Below are 23,527 nucleotides of genomic sequence, written 5' to 3'. Positions count from 1 at the left end.
AACGCCAAGCTCATCCAGATGGGATTCTCGTCTCTCGCGGAGAGATACCACGCGCTTAAGTCTGAGTGAACCGCCCGGTGCGGACCCGCATGCCGGGTGGTGTGGGAGGCGGGGCCGGTAACGACCCCGCCTACCCGATTTGGGCCTGCGCATGCCTTGCCGGCGCGCCGGCCGAACCTACGGGTGGTACGCCGTGTCCGCGGTCACTTTGCCGCGCCAGGTCCGGTAGACGGCAGTCAGGTAGATCGCGACGATCGCCATGCCAACCAGGTAGATGCCCAGCGCGGTGGACATCGAGTACGGCGACGATGCGGTATTGTAGATGGTCAGTCCCTTGACCCCGGGCGTTCTAGACAGCAGCAGGTAGGGAAAGACGGCCGCCGCAGCGGAGCCCAGGATGCTGACAATGAGCGCGGTGCTCGAGAGGAACGCCTGCTTATCCCGGTTCGCCTTCCGTGCCACGAACATCGTGATGGCCGAGCCCGCGCCCAGGGCCGTGATGAGGAACAGGGCCGGGTGTGCGCGGAAGTTGTCCAAGAAGCCGGGCATTCCGGGCGCTCGGGCCTTCAGACTGGCGGCGGATACCACGACCAGTAATGCGATCACGACCCACCACAGCACGGATGCGTATTTGCGCGCCCGGTCCTGAAGGGCTCCCACTGTCCGCAGGGCGAGGTATGAAGCGCCGTGCAGACACAGCAGGCAGAGTCCGAGTACGCCGCCCAGGATGGCGAACGGATTCAGCATGATCTCGAACGAACCCTGAAACGTTCCGTCCGCGCTGAACGGAACGCCGAGGAGGATGTTGCCGACGGCTACCCCGAACAGCACGCCCAACAGGGCGCTGGCGCCGCAGAACACCACGTCCCATATCTCGCGCCACATCGGGTGGTCCACCTGATGGCGGAATTCGATGCTCAGCCCGCGCAGAACCAGCAGCCACAACACGAGCATCAGCGCGAGGTAGAACCCGCTGAAACCGGCGGCGTACAGATGCGGGAACGCCACGACCATGGAGCCTCCGGCGGCGAGAAGCCAGACTTCGTTTCCGTTCCAGACCGGGCCGATGGAGTTGATGACCGTCGCGCGCTCGTCGTCCGTTCGGGCCACCAGGAGGTGGAGCGCCCCCACGCCGAGGTCGAAGCCGTCGAGAACGGCGTAGCCCGAAAGCATGAGCGCGAGGACTATGAACCAGGCGGTGTTGATGTCCGGCATTATCGTGTCACCTCCGCCGGCATGTCGGCCGGTCCCGATGCGATGACCCTCATGAACAGGAAGAGGGAGAGAAGCCCGATGAGGGCGTACAGTCCCATGAATCCCAGCAGCGTGAATGTGGTCTCGCCCCCGCTCACGTTTGGCGAAACGGCGGCCGCGGTCCGTTGAAGGCCATAGACGATCCATGGCTGGCGTCCCACCTCGGCGACCGTCCATCCGGCCTCGTTGGCGATGTAGGGGAACGGCATGGCCAGCATCAGGATCCACAGGAACCACCTGGTCTTGTAGATTCGGTTTGTGACGAGCAGCAGGATAGCGAAGAGCATCACGGCGATGAATATCGTGCCGAGGCCGATCATGATGTGGTACGCGTAGTACACGAGTTCGACCGGCGGGTGGTCCTCTTTCGGCGAAGCGTTCAGGCCCTTGACCTCTGCGTTGGCGTTTCCGTAAATGAGGAATGACAGCGCGCCGGGCACGTAGATCGGGTCCAGCAGTTCCTGCTTGGTCGTGTCCGGCATCCCGATGATGGCGATGGGCGCGCCTTTCTCCGTTTTGAAGAGGCCTTCCATGGCCGCGGTCTTCACGGGCTGGTTGTGCGCCACGTTCAGGGCATTCTGGTTGCCGGTCGGGAAGAGCTGCATCACGGAGAAGATAGCGCCGCAGATGACTCCCACCTTCACGCTGAGGCGCCCGAACTCCTCATGCTTCCTGGCCAGGAGATAGTACGCGCCGAAGCCGGCCATGAACATCGCGCCGGTGGTGAGCGATCCCATGATCACGTGCGGGTACTGCCGCAGTCCGTACTCGTTCGTCAGGAGCGCCCGCAGGCTCGTCAATTGCGCGTTGCCGTTCACGATTTCATAGCCGACCGGGTGCTGCATCCAAGCGTTGGTGATGGTGATGAAATACCCGCTGACGAGCGCGCCGCCCGCGACCATCACAGATGAGAACCAGTGCATCCGCGGCGACAGGCGCTTCTCGCCGAACAGGAACATGCCGAGGAAAGAGGATTCAGCGAAGAACGCAAACACGCCCTCCATGAACAGCGTCTGGCCGATGACGCCGCCGGAGTAGTGCGAGAACGTCGCCCAGTTCGTGCCGAACTGGAACTCCATCGGGATTCCTGTCACCACGCCCATCGCGAAGTTAATGGCGAAAACCCTTGCCCAGAACTGCGCTGCGATGCCGTAGCGGTCGTCTTTCTTGACTAACTGGATGGTCTTGAGGATGGCAATCAGCGTGCCGAGGCCCATCGTGAGGATGGGGAAGAGGTAGTGGAACATGATGGTAAAGGCGAACTGCGCCCTTCCCGCGGTTACCGCATCAGTCATGCGAAGCCTCCCGAGTGAGATTTAGGCGGAGCCGGGACGTCATCCGGCGCTCAGACGCAGGCTCCAATAAGAGATATCCCGGATATAGCGTAGACTGTTCCCGTTGATTTATGAATTGTCAATGTGGGTTCCGGACCCTCGCCTCCCACGTCCGCCCGTCTGCCCGGCGGATTTCCGGCAGACCGGGATGCCGTCCGAACTCTGCGGTCGCCTGCACTCGTCTATTCTGGCGCCATGATTCCATTTCAACCCGTTGGATACTGCCTTGCCTGCCACGCGGTGATGCGTGAACCGGCGGACGCCTGTCCGCGATGCGGCGCCGACCAGGAGGAGACACGCAGGCGCCTGCTGGAGCCTCTGCCTCCTCCTCCGCCCTGGTGGAACGTGCCCAAGCGGCGAAAGATGCCGCCGCCCCGCCCGCTGAACGCCGTGGATCCGGCTCCCTGCCCCACTTGCAGTTGCTGGGTCCCGGCGGGAGCGACTTCGTGTTCGTACTGTGGCCACGTGATGGTGAACGACATGCCGGCCTGGCGGACCGACGCCCAGGACGCGAAGCCGTATTTCATCGCTTCCGTCGTCTGCACGCTGGCATTGGTCGGCGCGATGGCGACCGGGCAGTTCGGTTGGGGATTGCTGTTCGGTTTGCCGGCCGTGGGGTTTGCGGCGCTGGCGCACGGCGAAAACCCGCTGGGGTGGGGTGGCGTGACGGCCATCGGATGCGCGATCGGCGCGATCCTCGGCGGCCTCCTGTTCATTGCCGGCCTCATCTGGGCAAGCAAGGTGGGATAACTGCCCTGGCCGGCGGAGGCGGCACACCCGCGCGTGATGTGGACGGTTCCCTTGCGTCTGCGGCATGATTTCCAACAAGCGGGCGTAAGCGCAGCTCTCGATGCGCGATGGGCTGTTGCGCTCCGATGGAGGAGGCGGATTCGCCATGAAAACTAAGGCTCCCGGCCGGACGATTTTCGGAATGCTGGCACTGTTGCTCGCTGCCCCGTGCCTTGCCGGCGCAGGCCCCTACTTCGCGCTGAATAGAAGCCTTGACGAGGTGGCCGGGCAACGCGGCCCCGGCAAAAAGCTGCCGCCGGCGCCAGACGGGTCGGTGCGAGTAGAGTACAAGGAAGCGTGGCAGGGTCTCAAGGAGCAGACCGTCGCAACCTATGAGCAGGCGGCGGGGTCACCGTCGATCTCACGCATCACCCTCCACATCCCGCGGGACGTCCCGCGCGCCGCGATGCTGCGGGCCCTCCGAACCCGGATGGGCTTGCCGCCGAACCGCGCGGTTGCCGCCCACGCCGCCGCGTGGATGTGTTACGGGGTAAAGCACCGGCTGACGGACAAAGCCGGCGCGAAAGACCTTGTCCTTGAGCCGGCGACGTATACCGTCGGCCCGGGATCGGCTAAAGGGGTCATACTTCAGGACGCGCGGGCCAGTGTGACCGGCAAGGGGCGCAAGGACCTCATCTACCTCGTTGGCATCCCGTTCGATAAGGGCAGCATCTGGATGAAGTCGCTGTATCTCGTCGTCGTCGATCCGCGGGGAAAGGCGGCAGGGAAGCGGGGTTACGCGCTCGGTTTCGGCGGCCTGGAAGTATCCGAAATGCTGATCCGGGATTTCAACGGTGACGGCAGGAAGGAGATACTCGTCACGGCTCCCACGGGCGGCAGCGGGGGGCTGAACCAGTATGCCCTGGTCTCTCTGCGCGGCGGGGTGCTGAGGCCATTGGTGGATTCCAGAAGACTCTCCGCCGGGCCTGCATTCGTGGTCCGATTCGTTGACGGCTTCAAGGCGAGGGTATTCTGCTTACAGCCCAAAGGCGCGTGGACGCTGAATCTCCGTCCTTACCGGAAAGAGTACGTCAGGGAGCGCGTCTACACAGCAGTGGGCAGACTGATGAAGCCCACCACCGGAGCCGTGGACGGCGTAGGATTGATGCGGGTGACCGGACGGGGATCGAGGCCGACATTGGTCGCCCTTCAGAGCATCTGGGGCACGTACCACGCCAACGACATCGGACGAGCGACCGTGCGCTGGCGCTGGAGCAGGGGGAGACTCCGGATAACCCGTGTCGGCGTGGAGAAACTGAAGCAACACGCTTGACAATCCTCAGCGGGCATTCCGCGAGGCGCCGCAACCGGTCGACCGTAAATCGGCGTCATACTGTCCGAAGAGCTGTATCTCCAAACCGGGCTCGCCGTAATGGCCGCCGATTGGAGAACTCCGAGCCGCCATTTTGCGGCGGTCGGCGATTTCCCCGCGGAGAATCTGCCGCAGCACTCATCGACGAAGGAGACAAGGATGCTGTTTCGAATCATCGGGCTGGTAGCCGCCCTGTGCCTCGCCGCCCCGCTGGCGGCACAGAACCTGCCCAAACAGCCGGATACGAGAACCACACCGGCGCCCAACGAAGACAAGAACCTCACCCAGCCCGTGACTCCGGTGACCCCGGACTATCCCCTGGCCACCTGGATCCCCGCGAACCGGCGGAATTTCCAGCGCGCGGACCGGCCGAACGATTTCAATATCGACATGGTCGTCATCCACGACATCGAAGGCTCGGCCGAGGGCTGTCTATCGTGGTTCCAGGATGTGCGGGCCCGCGCCACCTCCCACTACGTGGTAAGCGCGTCCGGCCAGGTCTACCAGATGGTACAGGAGAAAGACGTGGCGTGGCACGCCGGAAACCTGGACATCAACAAGCGCTCGGTGGGCATCGAGAACAGCGGTTACGCCTATCGCCCCGGTTTCTACAACCCGGCCGAGTACGAAGGCCTGGCGAAACTGGTCCGCGATATCACCGTCCGACACCGGGTGCCCCGCGATCGGCAGCATATTATCGGGCACTATGAAGTCCCGAACCCGGACAGGCCGGGCTCATTTGGCGGCGGCAGCGGGCATACGGACCCGGGGCCGTACTGGGACTGGGATGCCTTCATGACCCTCGTGAAGGAGGATTCCAGGCTCGTATCCAGCAATTACCCGGCGGCCATTCGCCCCGGTGAGTTGGTACCGGTGACCGCGACTTTCACCAACACGGGTGACGACGCGTGGGTGGCGAACAACAAGGGAACGGAGGATCCGAACGTCGCGGCGGTTGGCGGCACTTACCTGGGAACCTGGGCCCCGTTTATGCACGTCAGCCCGTTCTTCAACTACAAGTTCACCACCAGCCCCACAATGCTCTCCAGCGTGACAAGCGGAGACACCGCGCCGGGGTCACAGGGGAAGTTCTCGTTTTCCATCCTCGGTCCCCGGACGCTGGGACCTGTGGCCGAGGAATATCGCGTAACGCATTACCCGGCGGCGCCGAAAACGCCCACCGCGTTCGGGGAGGTGTTGAAGGTCAGCGTGATCGTCAAGCCGTGGAGCATGGAGTTTCCCGCCGCTGATGCCGCGTTCACCGGAAAGGGATGGAACGTCAAGGGAATGGTTCGGTGGCGTACGGCGGCTGCGGGCGATCCGTTCGAATGGAAGCCGTTGCTCCCGATCAGCGGAAAGTGGGATGTGTATGCCCGCTGGCCGCAGGCCGCGGGGCGTGTGAGCAGCGCGGTCTTCACGATCGGCGGGCAGAAGGAGCCCGGCGCCGCAACGGTAGACCAGCGGAAGGGCAGGGGTGCCTGGGTGAAACTGGGCCGCTACACGATCGACGATGCCAAGGCACTCTCCGTCTCGCTGACAACAGATAGCACGAAGGGGACGATTGTCGCCGATTGCCTGAAGTTCGAAGGGCCGTTCCCGGACGAGGGGCCGGGCAGGTAGCCGCTCTGGTATAATGGCATCAGGAGGACACGCACATGGCCGTCACTGAGCGCCACCTCACGGCGGAGCAGTTTTTGCAGATGCCGAAGGATGGGCACAAATACGAACTGGTGAACGGGGAGGCAAAGGAAGTGCCAACGGGAGGATTGCACGGGGATATTGCGATTGTTATCGCGGTCTTGCTTGCGCCCACTGCATGGAAGTATGGCCGTGTCTTTGATTCCAGTACGGGATTCTACATGCAGTCGGGGAATATCCGCTGTCCGGACGTGTCGTTCATGCGTCGGGAGAGGCTTCCGGACGGCGTGCCTCCTCGCGGCTTTATAGATGGCGCTCCCGATCTGTGTGTGGAGATCATCTCCCCGAGCGAGGAAGCGCTTGACTCCTGGGCCAAGATCGGCGAGTACTTCGAGTCCGGCGCAAGCCAGATATGGCATGTCTTTCCGGAAGCCCGCCGCGTCGTCGTGTACAAGTCCTTGGACGATGTGCACACTTACCTTGCGGACGAAACGGTGGACGGCGGCGAGCTGCTCCCCGGTGTGTCCTTCCGCGTGGGTGAAGTGCTTCCCGCCTAGTGCATCATCCACCCGTTCAGTTGGTGCTTCACTAGCCGGACGATTACCTCGAACAATGGGGGCGATCAACCGATGCCGGTTGAGCGCCCCCTGTGCTTTGAGGCAGCCGAGGTTCTGACCTCAGCCCTGGAAAAGATCCGGAGCGAATCGTGAATACCAGGCGGCCACTTTCTTCACGTAGTTGCGCGTCTCCCGGTACGGAGGAACACCGCCGTACCTCTTCACAGCGTTGGGGCCGGCGTTGTAGGCCGCGCAAACGAGCTGGAACACCTTGCGGAAATCGTTCGTCTTCGCCGCGTATGACACCCAGTGCTGCTGGATCAGCCGGACGGCGCCCTGGATGTTCTGTACCGGATCCCAGGCGTTACCAACTCCCAGCGAACGCGCCGTGCCGGGCATCAACTGGCCAAGCCCCATTGCCCCCGTGCGGGACCGGGCATTCGGCTTGAATCCGCTCTCTGTCGCGAAAATCGCCATGATCAATCTGGCATCGACTCCCCGCGCATAGGACGATTCGACGATGCTTCGGCTGATGACATCCGCCTGGGCTAGGGTCAGCCGCGGGTTGAACTGCATGACGACTTGCGTATAAAGTGCGAGGCCGTCAGGGCTCAAACCGGTCCGGGATGCCAGTGTTTGGCGATTGCGCATGGGAACGGGCCACCGGACAGGGAGCTTCGAGGGTTTGCCCGTAGACGGTGCCTTGACCGCGGGCTTTGGACTGGGTGGATCGATCTGCCGGTCGCCGATCTCGGTCTCGGTGACCAGAGACACGAGCGACATATTGCCGTTTTCCTGTACGGAGACGAGGGCGCGGGCCGATTCGCCGCTACCGGGCAGCTGCGCGTCCAGGGAACCCTGGATGAACACCGTATCCGCGTCAGATACGCGCAACAACACCGTGCTGGCGGTGTCCGAGCGCGAGACGCCGGCAATGACTCCGCGCAGTTCCAGAACGGCGTTCCGGTACTTCGCGGGGTTCGCGTGCACGGCCGTAAGCGTCAGCCCTGCTTTTGGCGGGCAGCTCTTACGCGCTGAGAGATAATCGGCCAGATTCGCATGGACGGCGTGGGGAATGGCGATGGCGGCAACGGTGGCGATGCATTGTCGAAGACGCAAAACGTTCTCCTGTCAGGCGGGTCCGAGGGAGTTGACCCTACCCCGGTATGGTACCATGGTCGTCACTTCGTGTCAAATTCTGCTGGTGTAAAATCGTGCAAGAGGCTTCGTCCTGGCGGGGTCGGAACGGCGGCGCTTGGCCGAACGCATCCCGGCGGGGCGCGGTTGCTATACTCCTCTTACAGGTTACTCCTTCCATGTGACGGGTGGTCTGGCGAAACAGTTACTGGTTTCATCCGGCGGCGATGCAACACATTTCATTCCAGATCTTTATCCTGCTCACCTTCTGCGCCGCGGTAGCGGCGCAGGCTGTCTGTATGCGTTTCGGCCGGGGTTTCCGGTCTGCCGAACGCAAGGCGGGCACGTACCGGGCGGGCGGGGGGCAGGGCCAGTCGTCCAAACTGCCGATGACCGGCGGCCCGGTGATGATCGTTATGGCGCTGGCGGCCGGCCTTGTGGCGTCGCGCGTCTACTGGTCCTGGCCAAGGGGTCCATGGGAAATCGCCGTTGCCCTGGCCGGCTACGGCGTTGTCGGCTTCCTGGATGATTTCGGCAAGCATCGCGGGCGCGGTTTGTCCCAACGGCTGAAGACGCTCGGATGCCTGTTGGTTTCGGGCGGCGTGGCGGCGAGTTTGTGCCGCGTCGAGTTCGCCGAAGCGTTTTCGGTGGCCACCGTGGCGCGGTGGGCGGTTGAGACGGCATTCCTGTTCTGCTTCGCGGTCGCCGCGGATTTCAGTGACGGCGTCGATGGACTTGCGGGCGGCCTTGGCCTCGCCGTATGTTGCGCGATGGGCGCCGCTGCGATCCTGGGCCACCGCGCCGGCGCTTCCGTTTGGGCCATCGGGGTTTCCGTGATCCTTGCGTTCCTGGTGTTCAACCTCCCGTCCGCGTGGACATCGAGGGGCACCGCGCGGCGCCGGGCGCGCGTTTATCTGGGAGACAGCGGGGCGCTGGCCATGGGCGGCGGGCTGGCGGCGGCGGCGCTCTGGATGCACCTCGGGTGGGTGTTCATTCCGGCCGCGGCGGTCTGGGCGCTCGAAGGCTTCTCCTCCGCGTGGCAGGCGGAGTTCCTCGTCAAACTCGTTTACCGCCGTTTCGGGCGCGTAGAACGGTACGGAAAGACGCCGGCGCCGCATACGGAGTTTCCGCTTCCGCTGCTGGCGGCGCCGATCCACCATCATTTTGAGGTAGCCGGCTGGGACCGGATGCAGGTGTGGAAACTGCTGATGGCGACGGCGGTCGTCTGTGCGTGCGGGGCGGCGGTCACCGCGCTGTTCGGCGTCCGGATGCTCGTCGGCTACGGCATTGCCGGCGCAGCATGTGTTGCGCTGTGGGCGCTGGCAGGCATTTACAGGACGTTCTACCTGAGCGTCGGCGACGGGGGGCGCCTCGTCTTGTCCAGCGGCCTGCCGTTCCGGCTGCGCGGGCGCAGATTCCACAAAGTGGTGCGGATAACGGAACTTGACGCCGCCGGGCTGACTGCGGATCAGCGCATGTGGCTCTACCGCCCGATGCCGAGGCCGGACGCTATGGAAATGTTGGTGCGCTTGCTCGCGGGCGCGGGGTGCGCCGATGAAGCGCGGGAATTGGCGGCCACACTTCCGCCCGCGATGCGCGCGATGCGCCTCGCCGACGTTGTGCTTGAGGAGCCGGCCCAGTGAGGATAGAGGACGATCTGCGGTCTCTCGCCGCAATGGCCGGCCGTACCGTGTTGGACGTGCGGCCCCTTACCACCGAATCGCGAAATACCCTGTGGCGTGTAACGCTCGATGCCGGTGAGCGGGCCGTTCTGAAGGTATACGACCCGGCAAGCGATCCGCACGCGGCTAATCGGTTCCGCCGTGAGGAGAAGGTCCTTACGCTGCTCGGTTCGACGCGTCCGCCCGTCGCGCCGCGCGTCATCGCGGGGTTTATCGGCGCGTCGACCCCCCCGATGCTCCTGATGGAGGACGTAGGAGAGCGGTCGTTGGCGGACGATCTGGGTTCGGCGTCGCCCGCGGCGGCGGCCGCCAGGTGGGCGGAATCCATCGATTTCCTCTATCGTCTCCATTCAGAGATGGAGCGCCGACGCCAGCCGTTGTACCGCACGACGATGGCGATTTCGCTGGACAGGATCACCGGCCCCGTGCTTGTCTCCAGGTTCCGGATCGCCGGGGAGCGATTGGCGGGCATGGAGGCGCCCGCAGGCGCTCTCAGGGAATACAGGGCCTTGATGACGCCGGCCCTGGCCGCGCCCAAGGCGATGATACACAATTCCATGTCTCCACTGAACATCGTTCCTGGCCCGGGGGGGTGGCGCGCCGTGGACTGGGAAACGATCGCGGTCGCATCGCCCCTGTGGGACTGGGTGGACCTGCTGCGCGCGCCGTACAACCCCCTGCCGTTTGACGACTGTGAGGCCATCGCGATGCGTGCCACGCGCAGCGCCGCGGGGCTCTTTCATCGGGCGGTGCTCAGCCGGTGCCTGGACGGTCTCGCGACCGTCATGCTGCGCTTGCGCCATTTTCGGGACGAGGGCCGTGAGGAAAGAGCGACGGAATACGCTCGTCGCGCCGCGTGTTATGCCGGTGACGTGCGTTGCGCGGCGGTACGCCTCGGGGTTTCCGGCGCGCTCGCTGATTGGCTGGAGAAGCTGACGGGAGGGGAAGAGTGAACTCGATCCGATTTTGTCTGGGGCTCGGCCTGGTCGGCGCGGTGCTGCTTGCCGGGCCCGCGGAGGCTGCGCGAAGGGAAAAGCCCGCGCGCGTCCTGCCCTCGCACCAGCGCATCGACCGCGCGGTGGACCAACTGCTCACGCAGACCGACGTCTTCTGGCATCGCGGCGACTATGACTCGGTTCGCGCCTGCTATGCCATGATCACGGACCTCGATCCTACATATGTGGAGGGCTGGCAGAACTATGGCTGGGTGCTGTGGTCTACCCTCAGCCGCGATGACGCGGCCATGCGCGTGTTCCTTAGAGGATTGGCGTACAACCCGAATGAGTACGACCTCTATTTCGAGATCGGGAACCTGGAATATCATCGCAGGCATTTCCTGAGCGCCGCGCAGTGGCTCGCGAAAGCGACGGACCGGAATGCGCCGCAGATGGTATGGCACTTCCGCGCTCACTGCCTCGAATACGCCGGCGAAATCGACAAGGCCAAGGCGATGTGGCGGACGATCATCCGGCGATTCCCGAATGACGCGCCGGCGCCTGCGAACCTCAAGCGCCTGCTGGAAGGCCGGATCCATTTGAACCCGGTTGTTGGCGTTGAAGCGCCCAAGCGCCCGGCGCCTCCGGTGAACGCCGCGCCCACCGTGCCGTCGGGGCCGGTATCGCCCGTGGATCCCAACAGCGTCTAGACAAGGAGCGGGACGGCGGATGGAGATGCGGCCTCGTGTCTTCGCCGCGTATACCTGACGGATGATAATGCTCGAATCACTACATGAACAGGTAGCCGCTAAGAACGCGGCCAGGGAGTCGGCGCTGGCCATCTCGCGAAGGCTCGTGCGCGTGTCCGCCAACACCATCCGCGCGACACACCGTGGCCAGCACGAGGAAGCGCAGGCGGGCCTCGCCGAGGGCGCGGCGCTGGTTTGTGAGATACATGCGGCCACCGCGGGCCATCCCGATATCTACCACGCTGGGTATACGCAGGATGCGATGAAGGAATACGCGGAGGCGCATGCAACCGTCGCCCTTGTGGCAGGGCGGCCGCTCCCGCCCATCGAGGAGTTGTGCGTGGAACCGGGCGCCTACCTGAACGGCGTCGGCGAAGCCATCGGTGAACTGCGCCGGGCGATCCTCGATGCGATCCGGGACGCGAACACGGAACGTGCCGAAAGCCTTCTGTTGCTGGCCGAGGATGTTCACGCGGCACTGATGACGTTCGATTACCCGGAAGCCCTCACGGGAGGCCTCCGCCGGACCACGGACGCGATGCGGGGCCTTCTGGAACGGACGCGCGGCGATGTCATCACCGCCGTGAGGCAGGCCCGCCTTGAGGAACGCCTGTCCGCCCGTGAGCGCGATACGGGGCGCCATGAAGCCTGAAACCACCGACATACCCGCGGCCCTGCCGGGCGAAAGCGGCGCCAGGCACGAGACCTATGTCGTCACCGGAATGGACTGTTCCGAATGTGCCATCAAGGTGAACCGCGCCGTCGCCAGGCTGCACGGGGTGGAGCGCGTCTCCACCGCATTCGCATCGTCGCGCATGTCGGTGGCGTACAACCCTTTGGCGGTGTCTGCCGAGACTATCCAGGAGCAGGTGCGCAGCCTGGGTTACGGCATCCATGATTCGCACGGGGCGGTACAGAGTCTGGAGGAGGTTTCCACCCCCGCGAGGACGCTGGGAGTCGCCGTGTCCGGCGCATTCCTGTTCCTGGGCGCCGCTCTCGAGCATCGGCTGCCGGGTATGGCGAAGGCGCTATTCGCCGTCTCGATCATCGTGGGCGGAGGGCCGGTATTCCGGGCGGCCTACGGTTCTGTGAAGGCCGGCCTCCTCGGGGACATCAACCTTCTGATGTCCATCGCGGTGATAGGGGCCCTGGCGCTTGGCAAGTGGGACGAGGGCGCTGTCGTATTCTTCCTTTATGCGGTCGGGCGATGGCTGGAAATGCTGACGATGGAACGTACGCGCCGGAGCCTCCGCACGTTGATGGCGCTGGCGCCGCCCGTCGCCCGTCTGATCGGTGACGAGGGGGAACTGGAGGTGCCTTCGGCGATTGTCGACGTTGGCTCGCTGATCCGCATCCGCGCCGGTGAGCGTGTTCCGCTGGACGGCCTCGTCGCGGCCGGTCACAGCGCGGTGAATGAAGCGTCGATAACCGGTGAGAGCATGCCGGTTGAAAAGAGCGTTGGGAATACGGTCTATGCCGGCACGATGAACGGCAACGGCGTGCTGGAGGTCAGGACGACGTGCGTTGAGGGCGACTCTACCATCGCGCGCATCGTGGAGATGGTTCAGGACGCCCAGGATCGCAAGGCGCCGCACGAGCGCTTTGTGGACCGGTTCAGCCGGATATACACCCCGGCGGTGATCGCGCTGGCGTTCGCCATGGCGCTTCTGTTCCCCCTGGCCCTCCACCAGTCGTTCCACACCTGGATCTACCGCGCGCTGGTCATGCTGGTAGCCGCGTGTCCGTGCGCGCTCGTCATCAGCACGCCGGTGGCTGTGGTGTCCGCGCTTGGAAACGCCGCGCGCAAGGGCATCCTTATCAAGGGGGGCGCCGCGCTGGAGGCCGCCGGTGGCGTAACGCGCGTGGCGTTCGACAAAACTGGCACTCTCACGGAAGGCCTGCCCGTTGTCACGACCGTGGTTCCGGCAGGAGGAGTAGATCTCGATGCCCTGGTGGCGCTGGCGGCCGGCCTTGAGGCGCACAGCACTCACCCGTTGGCGGATGCTGTCCGCCGATACGCCATGGAGCGGGGACTCGAGCCCGTGGCCGCTACCGATTCGCACTCAGCCCCCGGCAAAGGTATCTCCGGTGATGTGGCCGGCGAATCGTTCTGGATCGGGAGCCTGGCCTCCGTGACGCAGGCGCAGCCGCTTCCCGAAGCGCTGAATGCCGCCGCGTCCGCGATGGAAGCTTCCGGGCAGACCGTGCTTTCGGTATCCTCCGCCGCGGGCCCTCTGGGCCTCCTCGGCATCGCCGACCGGCCCCGGCCGGAAGTCGCGCAGGCGCTGGCCATGATCCGCCGGCAGGGCATTTCGAAGATCGCGCTGCTCACCGGGGACTCCCATCGCGCGGCCGAGGCGGTGGCGCGCGTCGCGGGCATCGACGATATCCGCGCCGGCCTGCTTCCGGCCGAAAAGCACGACGCGGTGGCAGGAATGGAACGCGACAGCCGAGTCGCCATGGTTGGCGACGGCGTCAACGATGCCCCGGCGCTGGCCGCGGCGACAATCGGCATCGCGATGGGCGCCATAGGATCGGACATCGCCATTGAGGCGGCCGATATTGCGCTGATGGGCGACGACCTGAACCACGTAGCCGAGGCAATCGCGTTGAGCCGGCGGACCCTGGCGGTCATCCGGCAAAATGTCTTCGTCGCCCTGGCGATCAAACTGGTGTTCCTGATTGCGGTCATTGCGGGCGTCGCCACACTGTGGATGGCTGTCGCGGCGGACACGGGCGCTTCCGTCCTGGTCACGCTCAATGCGATGCGGTTGATGAACGGAAGATCGACGAAGGAGACGGCTTGATGTACACACCGACGGAGATGATACTCCTTCGATCCGGCGTTGCGACGGGGGCGGCGATGCTCGGGGCGGGCGTTGGCGCCTCGGTGAAGAACATAGCGCACAGCACCCTCTGCGGGATGGTGAGCCTGGCCGCCGGAGCGCTGCTGGCGGTGACGGCGATCCACGTCCTGCCCGAAGCGGCCGCCTCGATGGCCGCGACCCCGCTGGCCGGGTGGCTCCTGACCGCGCTCAGCACGGGCGCCGGCCTGGCCGCTTTTTTCCTCGTCGGGAAGTACGTCTACTATATGTGCCCGGCCTGCGCCGCCACAGCTTCGGAACGCCAGGAGGGCTATCTCCGCCTGGGCGTGCTGATGATCGTGACCCTCGCGCTTCACGCCACTATGGACGGGCTCGCGATCGCCGCCGGCTACCAGCAGCACGACGCAGTGCTGGGCGCGCTGATTCTGATCGCGGTCTCTTACCATAAGGTGCCCGAAGGTCTCGCGTTGGTCTCCGTCTGCCGGCTCGCCGGCTGGAGCCGCACGCGATCCGTGCTCACCACGCTGGCCGTCGAATTGTCCACGGCTCTGGGCGCCTTCGTCGGTATGCGCGCCCTCAACGGCGCGCCGCCCCTTGTGCTGGGACTGACCCTGGGCTTCATCGCCGGGAGCTTTCTCTACACCGTGGGCTTTGCCACGCTCAAGGAAATGCTGGAACACGAGCGCAGCAGTATCGTGGTCTACGCCTTGTTGGGCGCGGGCAGTATCGTGGTGGTACAATTCGCATTGGCCGGATTGCACATCTCCTGAGTGTTGAAAGGTCTTCCGATGACGCGAAATGACGAAGAGGTCCGGGAAGCGTTCGCCTGGGGGGTGCTCTGGAGCATCGTCTTGCTCGTTGTGGTCATCGTGGCGGCAGGCTATTTCCTCTGGTACAAGCCGTCGAATAGCCGCCCCGAACGGAACCATCTACGCGCGGCGGTGTATAATCGCTTGGACGGCACGAGTGGACGCCTGTCTTCACTCCGCGGTGTGTAGATCTTTTAGGCTGTACCCTAAACAGGCATTTTGTCCCGTCCGACAATCGGCATGCGGAGCGATGATTCCGCAGTTCATGGCACGCGGTACCCGGAGTGTGTCGTTGGAAACACTGGACACAGCGACTGACTCATGGGTCCGGAAACACTGGGTCGCGGGCTTGTGCCGGCCGGCGGCCAACAGCTCCAATCGGAGCGAGGAGACACTATGAAGATGACCCATTGGCTGGCAGCCGCCAGCGCCACTGTTCTGGTGGCAGGCGCCTCATTCGCGCAGATCGGTTCGACGCCGCAGGTGTACAGTGAAATGGTCCCACCGGACAAGGGCACCGCGGAAGTTGGAATCGCTTTCAACGCCGTTCTGCATCAGTCCGGCGGCGGAACTTCGCAGTCTCTGAACCTGCGATATCTCCCCTATCTGAACCGCAACGTCCAGGTCGGCGGCGGGTTGGCTTATTCGCACGTTTCCGGTGGCGATACGTTTACGTCCATTGAGGCCGTCGCCAACTACAACTTCATGCCCCAGGAATCCACGGCAGTCAGCCGCACGGTTCCTTACGCCGGCGCCGCTATCGGCACCTCCCACGTGAAGACCGGTGGAAACTCGGACAACGTTTCGCACTGGGGCCTGCAGGGCGGCGTCAAGCAGTTCATCAGCAACGACGTCTCGCTCTTCGCCGAAATCAACTACCGCAAGTACAACAAGGGCAACGGCAATCAGACGCTGCTTCTGATCGGCCTGAACACCTATCTGCGCTAACATCGGCTTCGTGACGGCTTAGGGCGGGGGGCGGTCCATACGGGCTGCCCCCCGCGCGCGTTTGACCCTCTTCGGGCGTTATGCTATGTTCAAATCAGCGTCGGGACCTGCCCCGGCGGTGCCTCCCGGAGGAACGCATGCCCATCCTCACACCCGAAGATGTCCGCAAAATCGCCATACTCGGCCGCCTGCAATTGAGCGAAGACGAAGTGGACACATTCGCCCGGCAACTGGACGGCATCCTCGACCATTTCGCGGAGCTTCAGGCCGTGGACACAACCGGGGTGGAACCAACCGCCCACAGCGTGGGCGCTAAGAACGTGACGCGTGCGGACGAAGTGCGCCCGAGCCTGACCCCCGAGGAAGTGGTGGCCAACGCCCCGCGCGCCGAGTTGAATATGTTCGTCGTTCCGCAGATTGTCGAGACCTGAGGCCCCGTTCCCCCACCATGTCGAATTGGAACACAAAGCCCGCGCACGAGATCGTGGCGGCGATAACTAGCGGTGAAACCACGGCGCGGGCGGTGATGCAAGACAGCCTGGCGAAGATCGCGCGCGTCGAACCGGACGTGAAAGCGTTTCTGCGCGTGATGGGCGATTCTGCCCTGGAGCGCGCGGATGGCATCGATGCCTTGCGCGCCGCCGGCAAGCCGCTGCCGCCCCTGGCGGGCGTGCCCGTGGCGCTGAAAGACAATATGGCGATGCGAGGGGTCGAAACCACCTGCGCATCCCGCATCCTGAAAGGCTGGAAACCGCCGTACAACGCCACCGTTGTGGAACGCCTGGAGGCGGCCGGCGCGATCATCGTGGGCAAGGCAAACATGGACGAGTTCGCGATGGGTTCATCCACCGAGAACTCGGCGTACCAGGTCACGCACAACCCATGGGATACCGATCGGGTTCCCGGCGGCTCCAGCGGCGGATCGGCCGCGGCCGTTGCGGCCGGCGAGACGCCCGTCGCCATCGGCTCGGATACCGGCGGCAGCATCCGGCAGCCCGCCTCGTTCTGCGGAGTCGTCGGCGTGAAGCCGACGTACGGCAGAGTCTCAAGGTACGGGCTCGTCGCGTTCGCCTCGTCGCTCGACCAGATCGGCCCGCTGACCCGCGATGTGCGCGACGCGGCGCTGTTGTTGAATGTGATGGCCGGACACGACGCGTGCGATTCGACGTCCATCGACCAGCCGGCGCCGGATTTCGCCGCGGCCCTGGAAGGTGGGGTGAAGGGCCTGACCATCGGCCGGCCGATCGAGCTGTTCGGCGAAGGCCTCGAGGAAGGGACCCGCGCCGCCGTCGCCGCCGCGCTCGCGAGATTTGAGGAACTTGGCGCCAGAGTGGTGGACGTCTCACTGCCATACCTCCGATATACGCTGCCGGTGTACTACATCATCGCGCCGTGCGAAGCCAGCAGCAACCTGGCCCGCTACGACGGCGTCCGCTACGGGCATCGGACCGACAAGGACGCCGATATGATCGAGATGTATCTCCTCACCCGCGAGGAAGGGTTCGGCGCGGAGGTCAAGCGTCGGATCATGATCGGCACATACGCCCTGTCATCCGGTTATTACGACGCCTGGTATAAGAAGGCGCAGCAGGTTCGGACCCTCATCCGCCGCGATTTCGATGCCGCGTACGCCCAGTGCGATATGCTGATGGCGCCCGTGTCGCCCATCCCGGCGTTTCGAATCGGCGAGATGGCCGACGATCCGTATCAGATGTGGCTGTCCGATATCTGCACGCTTCCGATCAATCTCGCCGGGGTTCCGGCGATGTCCATTCCGGCGGGCTTCTCCAACGGTCTGCCGGTGGGACTCCAGATCATCGGGAAACCGCTGGACGAATGCGCCATGCTCAGGGCCGCGTACGCGTACGAGCAGTCCACGGACTGGCACACGAAACTTTCACCGGCAGCCCGGGCGTAATGGTGACAGAGCCGACCAAAGAACGAGATATGTCTGACACAGTCCTGTATGAACCGACAATCGGCATGGAAACTCACGCCGAGCTGAAGACCCGGAGCAAGATGTTCTGCGGGTGCAGCGCCGAGTTTGGCGGCTCGCCAAACTCACACGTCTGCCCGGTATGTATGGGGCTGCCCGGCAGCCTTCCGGTGCCGAACCAGAAGGCCATCGAGTTTGTGATCAAGACGGCCATGGCGCTTGGCTGCAAGATCAACACGCCGACGATTTTCCATCGCAAGAACTATTTTTACCCGGACCTCCCCAAGGCGTATCAGATTACGCAGTACGGCGACGAACCGATCGGAACGAACGGGCATCTCGATATCACGGTCAACGGGGCCGTGAAGCGTGTCCGCATCCGGCGCGTCCACCTCGAGGAAGATACGGGCAAGCTTTTCCATAACGCGGGCGATGTGAGCAGCCTGGTGGATTACAACCGCTGTGGGGTTCCGCTGATGGAGATCGTGAGCGAACCGGATGTGGAAAGCGCGGAACAGGCCCGCGAGTACGCCACCACATTGCGCAATATCCTCGTGTACCTCGGCGTGTCCGACGGCAAAATGGAGGAAGGCTCCTTCCGCTGCGAACCCAACATCTCGATCAAGCCCGTCGGGACCACGGAACTGGGCACCCGCACCGAACTGAAGAACCTCAACTCCTTCAGGGTGCTCTTCAAAAGCAGCGAGGCCGAGATCAAACGGCAGGAACGCCTGCTCCGCCGGGGCGAAAAGGTGATGCAGGCGACCCTGCGCTGGGACGAGGCAAACGGCGTGACCGTGCCGATGCGCTACAAGGAGTCCGAGGCGGACTACCGTTACTTCCCGGATCCGGACCTGGTCCCGCTTGAATTCAGCGACGCGTTGCTGGAGGGAATCCGCTCGTCTCTGCCCGAACTCCCGACGGCGAAGGCGGCCAGATTCGTTGCCGATTACGGCCTCAGCGCGTACGACGCTGCGGTCCTCACCGTCGAACGGCCGATCGCGGACTACTTTGAGTCGGTCGCCAACGCGGCGGGCGATCCGAAAGCCGCGGCGAACTGGGTCACAGGCGAATTGGCACGACTCTTGAATGCCGACAATCTGGACATCCGCGAGACGCGGGTGACGCCGGCGGAACTGGCCGCCCTTATCGGACTCATCCGGGACGGCACGATCAGCGGCACCATCGCCAAGGCTGTTTTCGAGGAGATGTTCGCAACGGGAAAGAGCGCTCACGCCATCATTGACGAAAAGGGCCTGGTCCAGGTGAGCGATGCGTCCGCCATCGAAGGCATCGTGGACGAGGTCATCGCGGCCAACCCGGGCGAGGCCGGTCGTTACCGCGCGGGCGAGGATAAACTCCTCGGCTTTTTTGTGGGCCAGGTGATGCGCGCCAGCAAAGGAAAAGCGAACCCCGGTCTGGCAAATCAAGTCGTAAAGAAGAAACTCGCGTCTTGAGCAAGCCCTGCCGCGCCGGCGAATGAATGATTACTGACTACTAACTACCGACTACTGACAACTGACTACTAACTACCGACTACTGTCTACTGTCTACTGTCTACTGCCTACTGACTACTGTCTACTGCCTACTGCCTACTGCCTACTGCCTACTGATGGAATCCGTTTACCTCAAATTGTTCGTGGTGTTCGCTGTGCTGGCCGGTTTCCGGCTGGCCACTTTCGCGCGCTTCGTGCCGGCGAGGGTGCGGTCCGCGATCGCCGAATACACGGACAGCGGGATCATCGCCAGCGTGGTCGCTATCTTCGTGGTGACTTTCCTCCTGCAGATATCCCGTGTCGAGGGCATCTCCATGGCGCCCACCCTGCACGGCGGCGAGTACACGCTCATCAACAAGCTCACCTACCGGTGGCGCGTGCCGGAGCGCGGCGACGTCATCGTGTTCCGCTCACCGACGGATCCCCAGGCAGACTACATCAAGCGCGTCATCGCCGTTCCCGGTGAGACGGTGGAGGTGAAGGACGGCATCGTCTTCGTGAACGGAAATCCGCTGAAGGAGTCGTACGAAGAGACGATGCCGGACTACAACTACGCTGAAGCGAGGGTGCCGCCGGGCAGTCTCTTCGTCCTGGGCGATAACCGGAACCGGAGTTTCGACAGCCATCTTTGGCCGATCCCGTTCCTTCCAATGGCCCTGGTTCGCGGCCGCGCCAGCATCGTGCTCTGGCCGCCGCAGCGCATGGGCGCCATCCGCGGAATGCCCATCGCCGGGCCGGCCACCCAACTGCCGATGAACGCCTGCCGCTGAACCCGCCGGAATACCGCTATGTCCCACACAATCAAGCCAATGATCCGCGTGTGGCGATTCGTCAGGACGGTGGTGCGCGAGTTCCTTCATGACCACGGCCCGATCATGGCCGCCGCGATGAGCTTCTTCGCGACCCTCTCCCTCTTCCCCCTGCTGCTGTTCGGCGTGTCCGCCCTGGGCTACGTGGTGGGATCACAGAAGGCTTTCCATCAGGTGATGGATTTCTTCCAGTCCTACGCGCCCGGCCCGGTGGCCGATATAGTGCGCACCACGCTGGGCAACATCGTGGCCACGCGCGGCAAGGTGCTGGCGGTCGGTGTGCTCGTCCTGTTGTGGACCGCCACGGGCGCTTTCGTGAACATGGAAACCGCGCTCTGCATGACGTGGGATGTCGAGAAGCGAAAATTCCTGAAATCGCGATTGCTGGCGACCGCCATGCTGTTGCTTGTCGGCGCCGGGCTGCTCGTGTCGCTCGCGTTCACCGCCATCACGCTGCGGATCGAGGGCCTGCATTGGCGCGTCTTCGGCCACCAGACTCCGGACCTGCCGGTGTTCTGGCACGCTATGGGATACCTCGTCCCCATCCTGCTCGGCGTGGCCATGTTCACCGCGACCTACTACATCCTGCCCAACACGCGCGTGCATTTCCGGGCGGCTCTGCTCGGCGGCGTCGTCGGCGGCCTGCTGTGGCACCTCGCGCTGCTGGGTTTCCGCTGGTACCTGAAACACTACGGGCACTTCGACGTGGTCTACGGCTCGCTGGGCGGCGTCATCATCCTCGTCATGTGGATCTACTACTCGATGATCGTGCTCCTGCTGGGCGCCGAACTGGCGTGGCAGGCCGACCAGAGGCTGCGTCACCAGGAGGGGAATGAGGCGCTCAGCCCGGCCGAAAAGCTCTCGAGTCCCGCGCCGATGCCGTGACGGAGGGCCGTGGGGGAAAGGGTTGCAAGGGACCCGCGAGTACCGTGAGGAGTCGTGTTTGAACCCTTCTGGTAGAAGGGTGGGCCGCTCGGCACGTACGTAATGCCCCCGGATCCAGGCCGGGTACCACCCGGTACGCACGCTCGCAGCCCTTAGAGTGATTGTCGGCTCAACACGAACGTACCCAGCACCAATACCGCAGGGAGCCCCTTGCTGTCTCTATGTTACCACGTTCTTCGCTGGATAGCGAGAGATTGGGCTAAACGATGAAGGATGAACGATGAGCGATGAGTACCGTCACCGTTCAGTAGAAGCGGTCGCCGGTAACACAGTGGATAAACGGCATACGCAACTCTTATATATCGAATCCTTGACAAGTAAGCCGGGGGGGGACAATCCCTGTGAGCCAAAACTCTTCTCGCGCGAAGTGACCATCAAGACATGCCACCAAGCGCACTGTTGTTCGCGAGGAGGTGCGTCATGCGAGTTCGCCTGGGCCTGTTGACGGCATTATCCCTTCCCCTTCTGCTCGCCTGCGCGGGAAATGCGAACGCCGAGGTGCCAAGGCCACCCGGTATCCCGACCCAGTGCATTATCAGGAAACTCGAACCGAAAGGCTCCGAAAAGCGAGTGCTGCCCAGTGCCATACTTCCAATTACCCAACCGGACGGCAGATCGGTTCTCGTACCGGTAGAGGTGTGCGGCACGTATCATCGTTGCGAATACCGGGAGGTGAGCGGCCTGGGACGAAAGGACAGGGCTTTCGACCGATACTGCTATGAGGTGAGGTCGACGGATACCAACAAATCGTTTCATTGGTACTTGTGGTCGGATTTCGCCTTAGGGCGGTTTCACATGTGGACCACCGAGACCGGTCGATCCTACCTAACTTCCATCAGCGGCTTTGTGATCTTGGGTGATGAGGTCGGCAAGACGCAAGACAAAGCCGCGAGCTTCTCCGATTGGGTCGTGATGAAGAAGCCGACGACCAGGCAGTTCTTCGTACCGGTAGCTGAGTTGGTGGGGTATGCGTCGCTCCCCGCTTCGGGAATGGTGGATCACAATGCGGTGATCGATGTGCTCTCGTTGGCCGAGTCCGCAGACGGGATATTCACGATTCAGTTCAGATCGGCGGATCCAACCAAGGTTTACACCGCAAAGTCCGATCCTTCCACCAAACTGAAGTGGAAGCTCATCGAATAGGGGTACTGTACCCTGTTCTGGGAACCGCGCATTGTTGGCGGCTTCGGTCGGACGGCGGGGCGGAGCGGGGGCAATCCTTCTCCGCCCAGTTTGTGTACGCCGCTCACTCGCCGCGCCTCCCACCGGCTTACTATCCTGTGCGGGTGAGCCTGACCGCAAATAGCCGGGCCGACCGTTCCGTGTTCGCCCGATACGGCGCGCCGATGATGGTGGCCATGAACCTCGTGTGGGGCGCCTCCTACCTCGTGGCGGACATCGGTTTGCGCGAGATGACGCCCGCCGGCCTGGCTGCGTGGCGTTTCCTCATCGCCACGCTCGTCTTCTTCCCGATTCTGGTGGTGCGCCGCTCGAGGATCAGCATCCGGCGCGCCGATATCGTCCGGATCGTCGCCATCGGCGGCATCACCGTCGCAGGCAGTTACCTGCTGACGTATCAGGGCATTCTCCTGGCCTCATCGACAGACCGGGCCGTTGTGAGCCCGTTGGAGCCGGTCGCGCTGGCGATCATGGGCGCTATCTTTCTCCGCGAGCGGCTGGCCGGCCGGCAATGGGCCGGAATCGCTGTGGCGTGTATTGGGGCATACCTCCTCGTGTCGCGGCACGGATTCGGCCGGGCGAGCGAGCGCGTGATGCTGGGGCAGGGTCTGATGCTGCTCAGCTTCTTTACCGAGGGGCTGTATTCCATCCTGGGCAAGCCACTGCTGGGCCGCTACCGTCCCCTCGTGCTCACGGTGTGGGCGATGTTGTTCGCCACGATCATCCTCTTCCTCACGGCAGCGTTCAAAGGCGGGCTTCCGGCCCCGCCGCACACACTCACAACGTGGCTCGCCGTGCTGTTCCTCGCGATACCGTGCTCGGTTGTGGGCTATACGCTCTGGTACCTGGTTCTCGAGCATATGCCGGCGGGCAAGGTTGGAGTGTTCGTCTTCCTCCAGCCGGTTGTGGGCATTGGGTTGGGCATGCTCTTCCGCGCGGAGCGCGCGACGCTCCTCCTGCTGGCCGGAACGCTGTTGGTGGTCCTCGGCGTTTGGCTCACCGGCGGAGGCGCGGTCGAAGCTCTGCCTGTTGCGGAACCATCCGCATAGCGGAGGTGTAGCCGGTGAGAATCGTTTAAGATAATCGGTGAATTGGCTTTACATGCTCTGTTGGAGCGCCAATAATGGGAAGGGCGAGCGGCCAAACGTCCGACGCTCAGCGTACGAGCTATGGCATAGTATATGCACCGAAAA

The 23,527-nt window shown here is 63.7% G+C and carries 22 protein-coding genes and 1 other RNA gene; 19 read left to right on the top strand and 4 right to left on the bottom strand.

Annotated features, from left to right (window positions below; genetic code table 11):
- Positions 1-177 precede the first annotated feature (177 nt).
- On the bottom strand, positions 178-1,215 hold the full coding sequence (gene cydB, locus VGM51_11365; protein HEY3413635.1) for a cytochrome d ubiquinol oxidase subunit II: 1,038 nt from the start codon (positions 1,213-1,215) through the stop codon (positions 178-180).
- A complete protein-coding gene (locus VGM51_11360) occupies positions 1,215-2,549 on the bottom strand; it encodes a cytochrome ubiquinol oxidase subunit I (protein ID HEY3413634.1) in 1,335 nt (444 codons plus the stop codon). Before VGM51_11360 ends, cydB begins: the two co-directional genes overlap by 1 nt.
- Before the next feature lie 234 nt (positions 2,550-2,783).
- Between VGM51_11360 and VGM51_11355 the strand changes: the two genes are divergently transcribed.
- From VGM51_11355 to VGM51_11340, 4 genes are all read left to right on the top strand, one after another.
- Complete coding sequence (locus VGM51_11355; GenBank protein ID HEY3413633.1) at positions 2,784-3,338, top strand: hypothetical protein; 555 nt, start codon at positions 2,784-2,786, stop codon at positions 3,336-3,338.
- A 145-nt stretch (positions 3,339-3,483) separates the two neighbouring features.
- Entirely contained in the window at positions 3,484-4,650 is a 1,167-nt protein-coding gene (locus VGM51_11350) for a hypothetical protein (protein HEY3413632.1), read from the top strand.
- 198 nt (positions 4,651-4,848) lie between these two features.
- The gene (locus VGM51_11345) at positions 4,849-6,309 is read left to right on the top strand and encodes an N-acetylmuramoyl-L-alanine amidase (GenBank protein HEY3413631.1); all 1,461 of its coding nucleotides are present in this window, start codon (positions 4,849-4,851) and stop codon (positions 6,307-6,309) included.
- Positions 6,310-6,344: 35 nt separating this feature from the next.
- On the top strand, positions 6,345-6,884 hold the full coding sequence (locus VGM51_11340; protein ID HEY3413630.1) for a Uma2 family endonuclease: 540 nt from the start codon (positions 6,345-6,347) through the stop codon (positions 6,882-6,884).
- A gap of 120 nt (positions 6,885-7,004) precedes the next feature.
- Here the strand turns inward: VGM51_11340 and VGM51_11335 are convergent, their stop codons facing one another.
- The gene (locus VGM51_11335; protein HEY3413629.1) at positions 7,005-8,003 is read right to left on the bottom strand and encodes a lytic transglycosylase domain-containing protein; all 999 of its coding nucleotides are present in this window, start codon (positions 8,001-8,003) and stop codon (positions 7,005-7,007) included.
- A 245-nt stretch (positions 8,004-8,248) separates the two neighbouring features.
- Here VGM51_11335 and VGM51_11330 point away from each other — a divergent pair, with 245 nt between their 5' ends.
- The 13 genes from VGM51_11330 to VGM51_11270 all read left to right on the top strand — a co-directional run bounded on the left by VGM51_11330 (position 8,249) and on the right by VGM51_11270 (position 21,095).
- Positions 8,249-9,664, top strand: a complete 1,416-nt coding sequence (locus VGM51_11330; protein ID HEY3413628.1) for a hypothetical protein — start codon at positions 8,249-8,251, stop codon at positions 9,662-9,664.
- Positions 9,661-10,656, top strand: coding sequence for a phosphotransferase (locus VGM51_11325; GenBank protein HEY3413627.1), 996 nt, complete (start codon positions 9,661-9,663; stop codon positions 10,654-10,656). Before VGM51_11330 ends, VGM51_11325 begins: the two co-directional genes overlap by 4 nt.
- Positions 10,653-11,348 (top strand): hypothetical protein, encoded by a 696-nt coding sequence (locus VGM51_11320; protein ID HEY3413626.1) that lies wholly within the window; start codon positions 10,653-10,655, stop codon positions 11,346-11,348. The genes VGM51_11325 and VGM51_11320 overlap by 4 nt, the downstream gene beginning before the upstream one ends.
- A gap of 67 nt (positions 11,349-11,415) precedes the next feature.
- Positions 11,416-12,039 carry a haloacid dehalogenase gene (locus VGM51_11315; protein ID HEY3413625.1) on the top strand — a complete coding sequence of 208 codons (624 nt, stop codon included), beginning with the start codon at positions 11,416-11,418 and terminating at the stop codon, positions 12,037-12,039.
- Positions 12,029-14,194: a cation-translocating P-type ATPase gene (locus tag VGM51_11310; GenBank protein HEY3413624.1), complete on the top strand. Its 2,166-nt coding sequence runs from the start codon at positions 12,029-12,031 to the stop codon at positions 14,192-14,194. The genes VGM51_11315 and VGM51_11310 overlap by 11 nt, the downstream gene beginning before the upstream one ends.
- Positions 14,194-14,982, top strand: coding sequence for a ZIP family metal transporter (locus tag VGM51_11305; GenBank protein HEY3413623.1), 789 nt, complete (start codon positions 14,194-14,196; stop codon positions 14,980-14,982). Before VGM51_11310 ends, VGM51_11305 begins: the two co-directional genes overlap by 1 nt.
- 18 nt (positions 14,983-15,000) lie before the next feature.
- Positions 15,001-15,210, top strand: a complete 210-nt coding sequence (locus tag VGM51_11300) for a hypothetical protein (protein HEY3413622.1) — start codon at positions 15,001-15,003, stop codon at positions 15,208-15,210.
- Positions 15,211-15,417: 207 nt separating this feature from the next.
- Entirely contained in the window at positions 15,418-15,969 is a 552-nt protein-coding gene (locus VGM51_11295; GenBank protein ID HEY3413621.1) for an outer membrane beta-barrel protein, read from the top strand.
- Positions 15,970-16,106: 137 nt separating this feature from the next.
- On the top strand, positions 16,107-16,400 hold the full coding sequence (gene gatC / locus VGM51_11290; GenBank protein HEY3413620.1) for an Asp-tRNA(Asn)/Glu-tRNA(Gln) amidotransferase subunit GatC: 294 nt from the start codon (positions 16,107-16,109) through the stop codon (positions 16,398-16,400).
- 17 nt (positions 16,401-16,417) lie between these two features.
- Positions 16,418-17,887, top strand: a complete 1,470-nt coding sequence (gene gatA, locus VGM51_11285; GenBank protein ID HEY3413619.1) for an Asp-tRNA(Asn)/Glu-tRNA(Gln) amidotransferase subunit GatA — start codon at positions 16,418-16,420, stop codon at positions 17,885-17,887.
- 29 nt (positions 17,888-17,916) lie between these two features.
- Positions 17,917-19,362: an Asp-tRNA(Asn)/Glu-tRNA(Gln) amidotransferase subunit GatB gene (gene gatB, locus VGM51_11280; GenBank protein HEY3413618.1), complete on the top strand. Its 1,446-nt coding sequence runs from the start codon at positions 17,917-17,919 to the stop codon at positions 19,360-19,362.
- 155 nt (positions 19,363-19,517) lie between these two features.
- Positions 19,518-20,171 (top strand): signal peptidase I, encoded by a 654-nt coding sequence (gene lepB / locus VGM51_11275; protein HEY3413617.1) that lies wholly within the window; start codon positions 19,518-19,520, stop codon positions 20,169-20,171.
- An 18-nt stretch (positions 20,172-20,189) separates the two neighbouring features.
- Positions 20,190-21,095, top strand: coding sequence for a YihY/virulence factor BrkB family protein (locus tag VGM51_11270; protein ID HEY3413616.1), 906 nt, complete (start codon positions 20,190-20,192; stop codon positions 21,093-21,095).
- A gap of 26 nt (positions 21,096-21,121) precedes the next feature.
- Here VGM51_11270 and ssrS read toward each other — a convergent pair.
- Positions 21,122-21,303: non-coding RNA, 6S RNA (gene ssrS, locus VGM51_11265), on the bottom strand.
- Positions 21,304-21,575: 272 nt separating this feature from the next.
- Between ssrS and VGM51_11260 the strand changes: the two genes are divergently transcribed.
- Positions 21,576-22,298 (top strand): hypothetical protein, encoded by a 723-nt coding sequence (locus VGM51_11260; protein ID HEY3413615.1) that lies wholly within the window; start codon positions 21,576-21,578, stop codon positions 22,296-22,298.
- Positions 22,299-22,501: 203 nt separating this feature from the next.
- Positions 22,502-23,383, top strand: a complete 882-nt coding sequence (locus VGM51_11255) for a DMT family transporter (protein ID HEY3413614.1) — start codon at positions 22,502-22,504, stop codon at positions 23,381-23,383.
- Positions 23,384-23,527: the final 144 nt, after the last annotated feature.

Source organism: Armatimonadota bacterium (genome assembly GCA_036504095.1).
GTDB lineage: Bacteria > Armatimonadota > DTGP01 > JAKQQT01 > JAKQQT01 > DASXUL01.
Note: the sequence above shows the minus strand (reverse complement) of the source record. Positions and strands in the feature narration are given on the sequence as shown.

Bases quoted from the DNA above. Each gene is read 5' to 3' on its own strand.
- cydB (HEY3413635.1), bottom strand. From the start codon at position 1,215: ATGCCGGACATCAACACCGCCTGGTTCATAGTCCTCGCGCTCATGCTT.
- VGM51_11360 (HEY3413634.1), bottom strand. From the start codon at position 2,549: ATGACTGATGCGGTAACCGCGGGAAGGGCGCAGTTCGCCTTTACCATC.
- VGM51_11355 (HEY3413633.1), top strand. From the start codon at position 2,784: ATGATTCCATTTCAACCCGTTGGATACTGCCTTGCCTGCCACGCGGTG.
- VGM51_11350 (HEY3413632.1), top strand. From the start codon at position 3,484: ATGAAAACTAAGGCTCCCGGCCGGACGATTTTCGGAATGCTGGCACTG.
- VGM51_11345 (HEY3413631.1), top strand. From the start codon at position 4,849: ATGCTGTTTCGAATCATCGGGCTGGTAGCCGCCCTGTGCCTCGCCGCC.
- VGM51_11340 (HEY3413630.1), top strand. From the start codon at position 6,345: ATGGCCGTCACTGAGCGCCACCTCACGGCGGAGCAGTTTTTGCAGATG.
- VGM51_11330 (HEY3413628.1), top strand. From the start codon at position 8,249: ATGCAACACATTTCATTCCAGATCTTTATCCTGCTCACCTTCTGCGCC.
- VGM51_11315 (HEY3413625.1), top strand. From the start codon at position 11,416: ATGCTCGAATCACTACATGAACAGGTAGCCGCTAAGAACGCGGCCAGG.
- VGM51_11310 (HEY3413624.1), top strand. From the start codon at position 12,029: ATGAAGCCTGAAACCACCGACATACCCGCGGCCCTGCCGGGCGAAAGC.
- VGM51_11305 (HEY3413623.1), top strand. From the start codon at position 14,194: ATGTACACACCGACGGAGATGATACTCCTTCGATCCGGCGTTGCGACG.
- VGM51_11300 (HEY3413622.1), top strand. From the start codon at position 15,001: ATGACGCGAAATGACGAAGAGGTCCGGGAAGCGTTCGCCTGGGGGGTG.
- VGM51_11295 (HEY3413621.1), top strand. From the start codon at position 15,418: ATGAAGATGACCCATTGGCTGGCAGCCGCCAGCGCCACTGTTCTGGTG.
- gatC (HEY3413620.1), top strand. From the start codon at position 16,107: ATGCCCATCCTCACACCCGAAGATGTCCGCAAAATCGCCATACTCGGC.
- gatA (HEY3413619.1), top strand. From the start codon at position 16,418: ATGTCGAATTGGAACACAAAGCCCGCGCACGAGATCGTGGCGGCGATA.
- gatB (HEY3413618.1), top strand. From the start codon at position 17,917: ATGTCTGACACAGTCCTGTATGAACCGACAATCGGCATGGAAACTCAC.
- lepB (HEY3413617.1), top strand. From the start codon at position 19,518: ATGGAATCCGTTTACCTCAAATTGTTCGTGGTGTTCGCTGTGCTGGCC.
- VGM51_11270 (HEY3413616.1), top strand. From the start codon at position 20,190: ATGTCCCACACAATCAAGCCAATGATCCGCGTGTGGCGATTCGTCAGG.
- VGM51_11260 (HEY3413615.1), top strand. From the start codon at position 21,576: ATGCGAGTTCGCCTGGGCCTGTTGACGGCATTATCCCTTCCCCTTCTG.
- VGM51_11255 (HEY3413614.1), top strand. From the start codon at position 22,502: ATGATGGTGGCCATGAACCTCGTGTGGGGCGCCTCCTACCTCGTGGCG.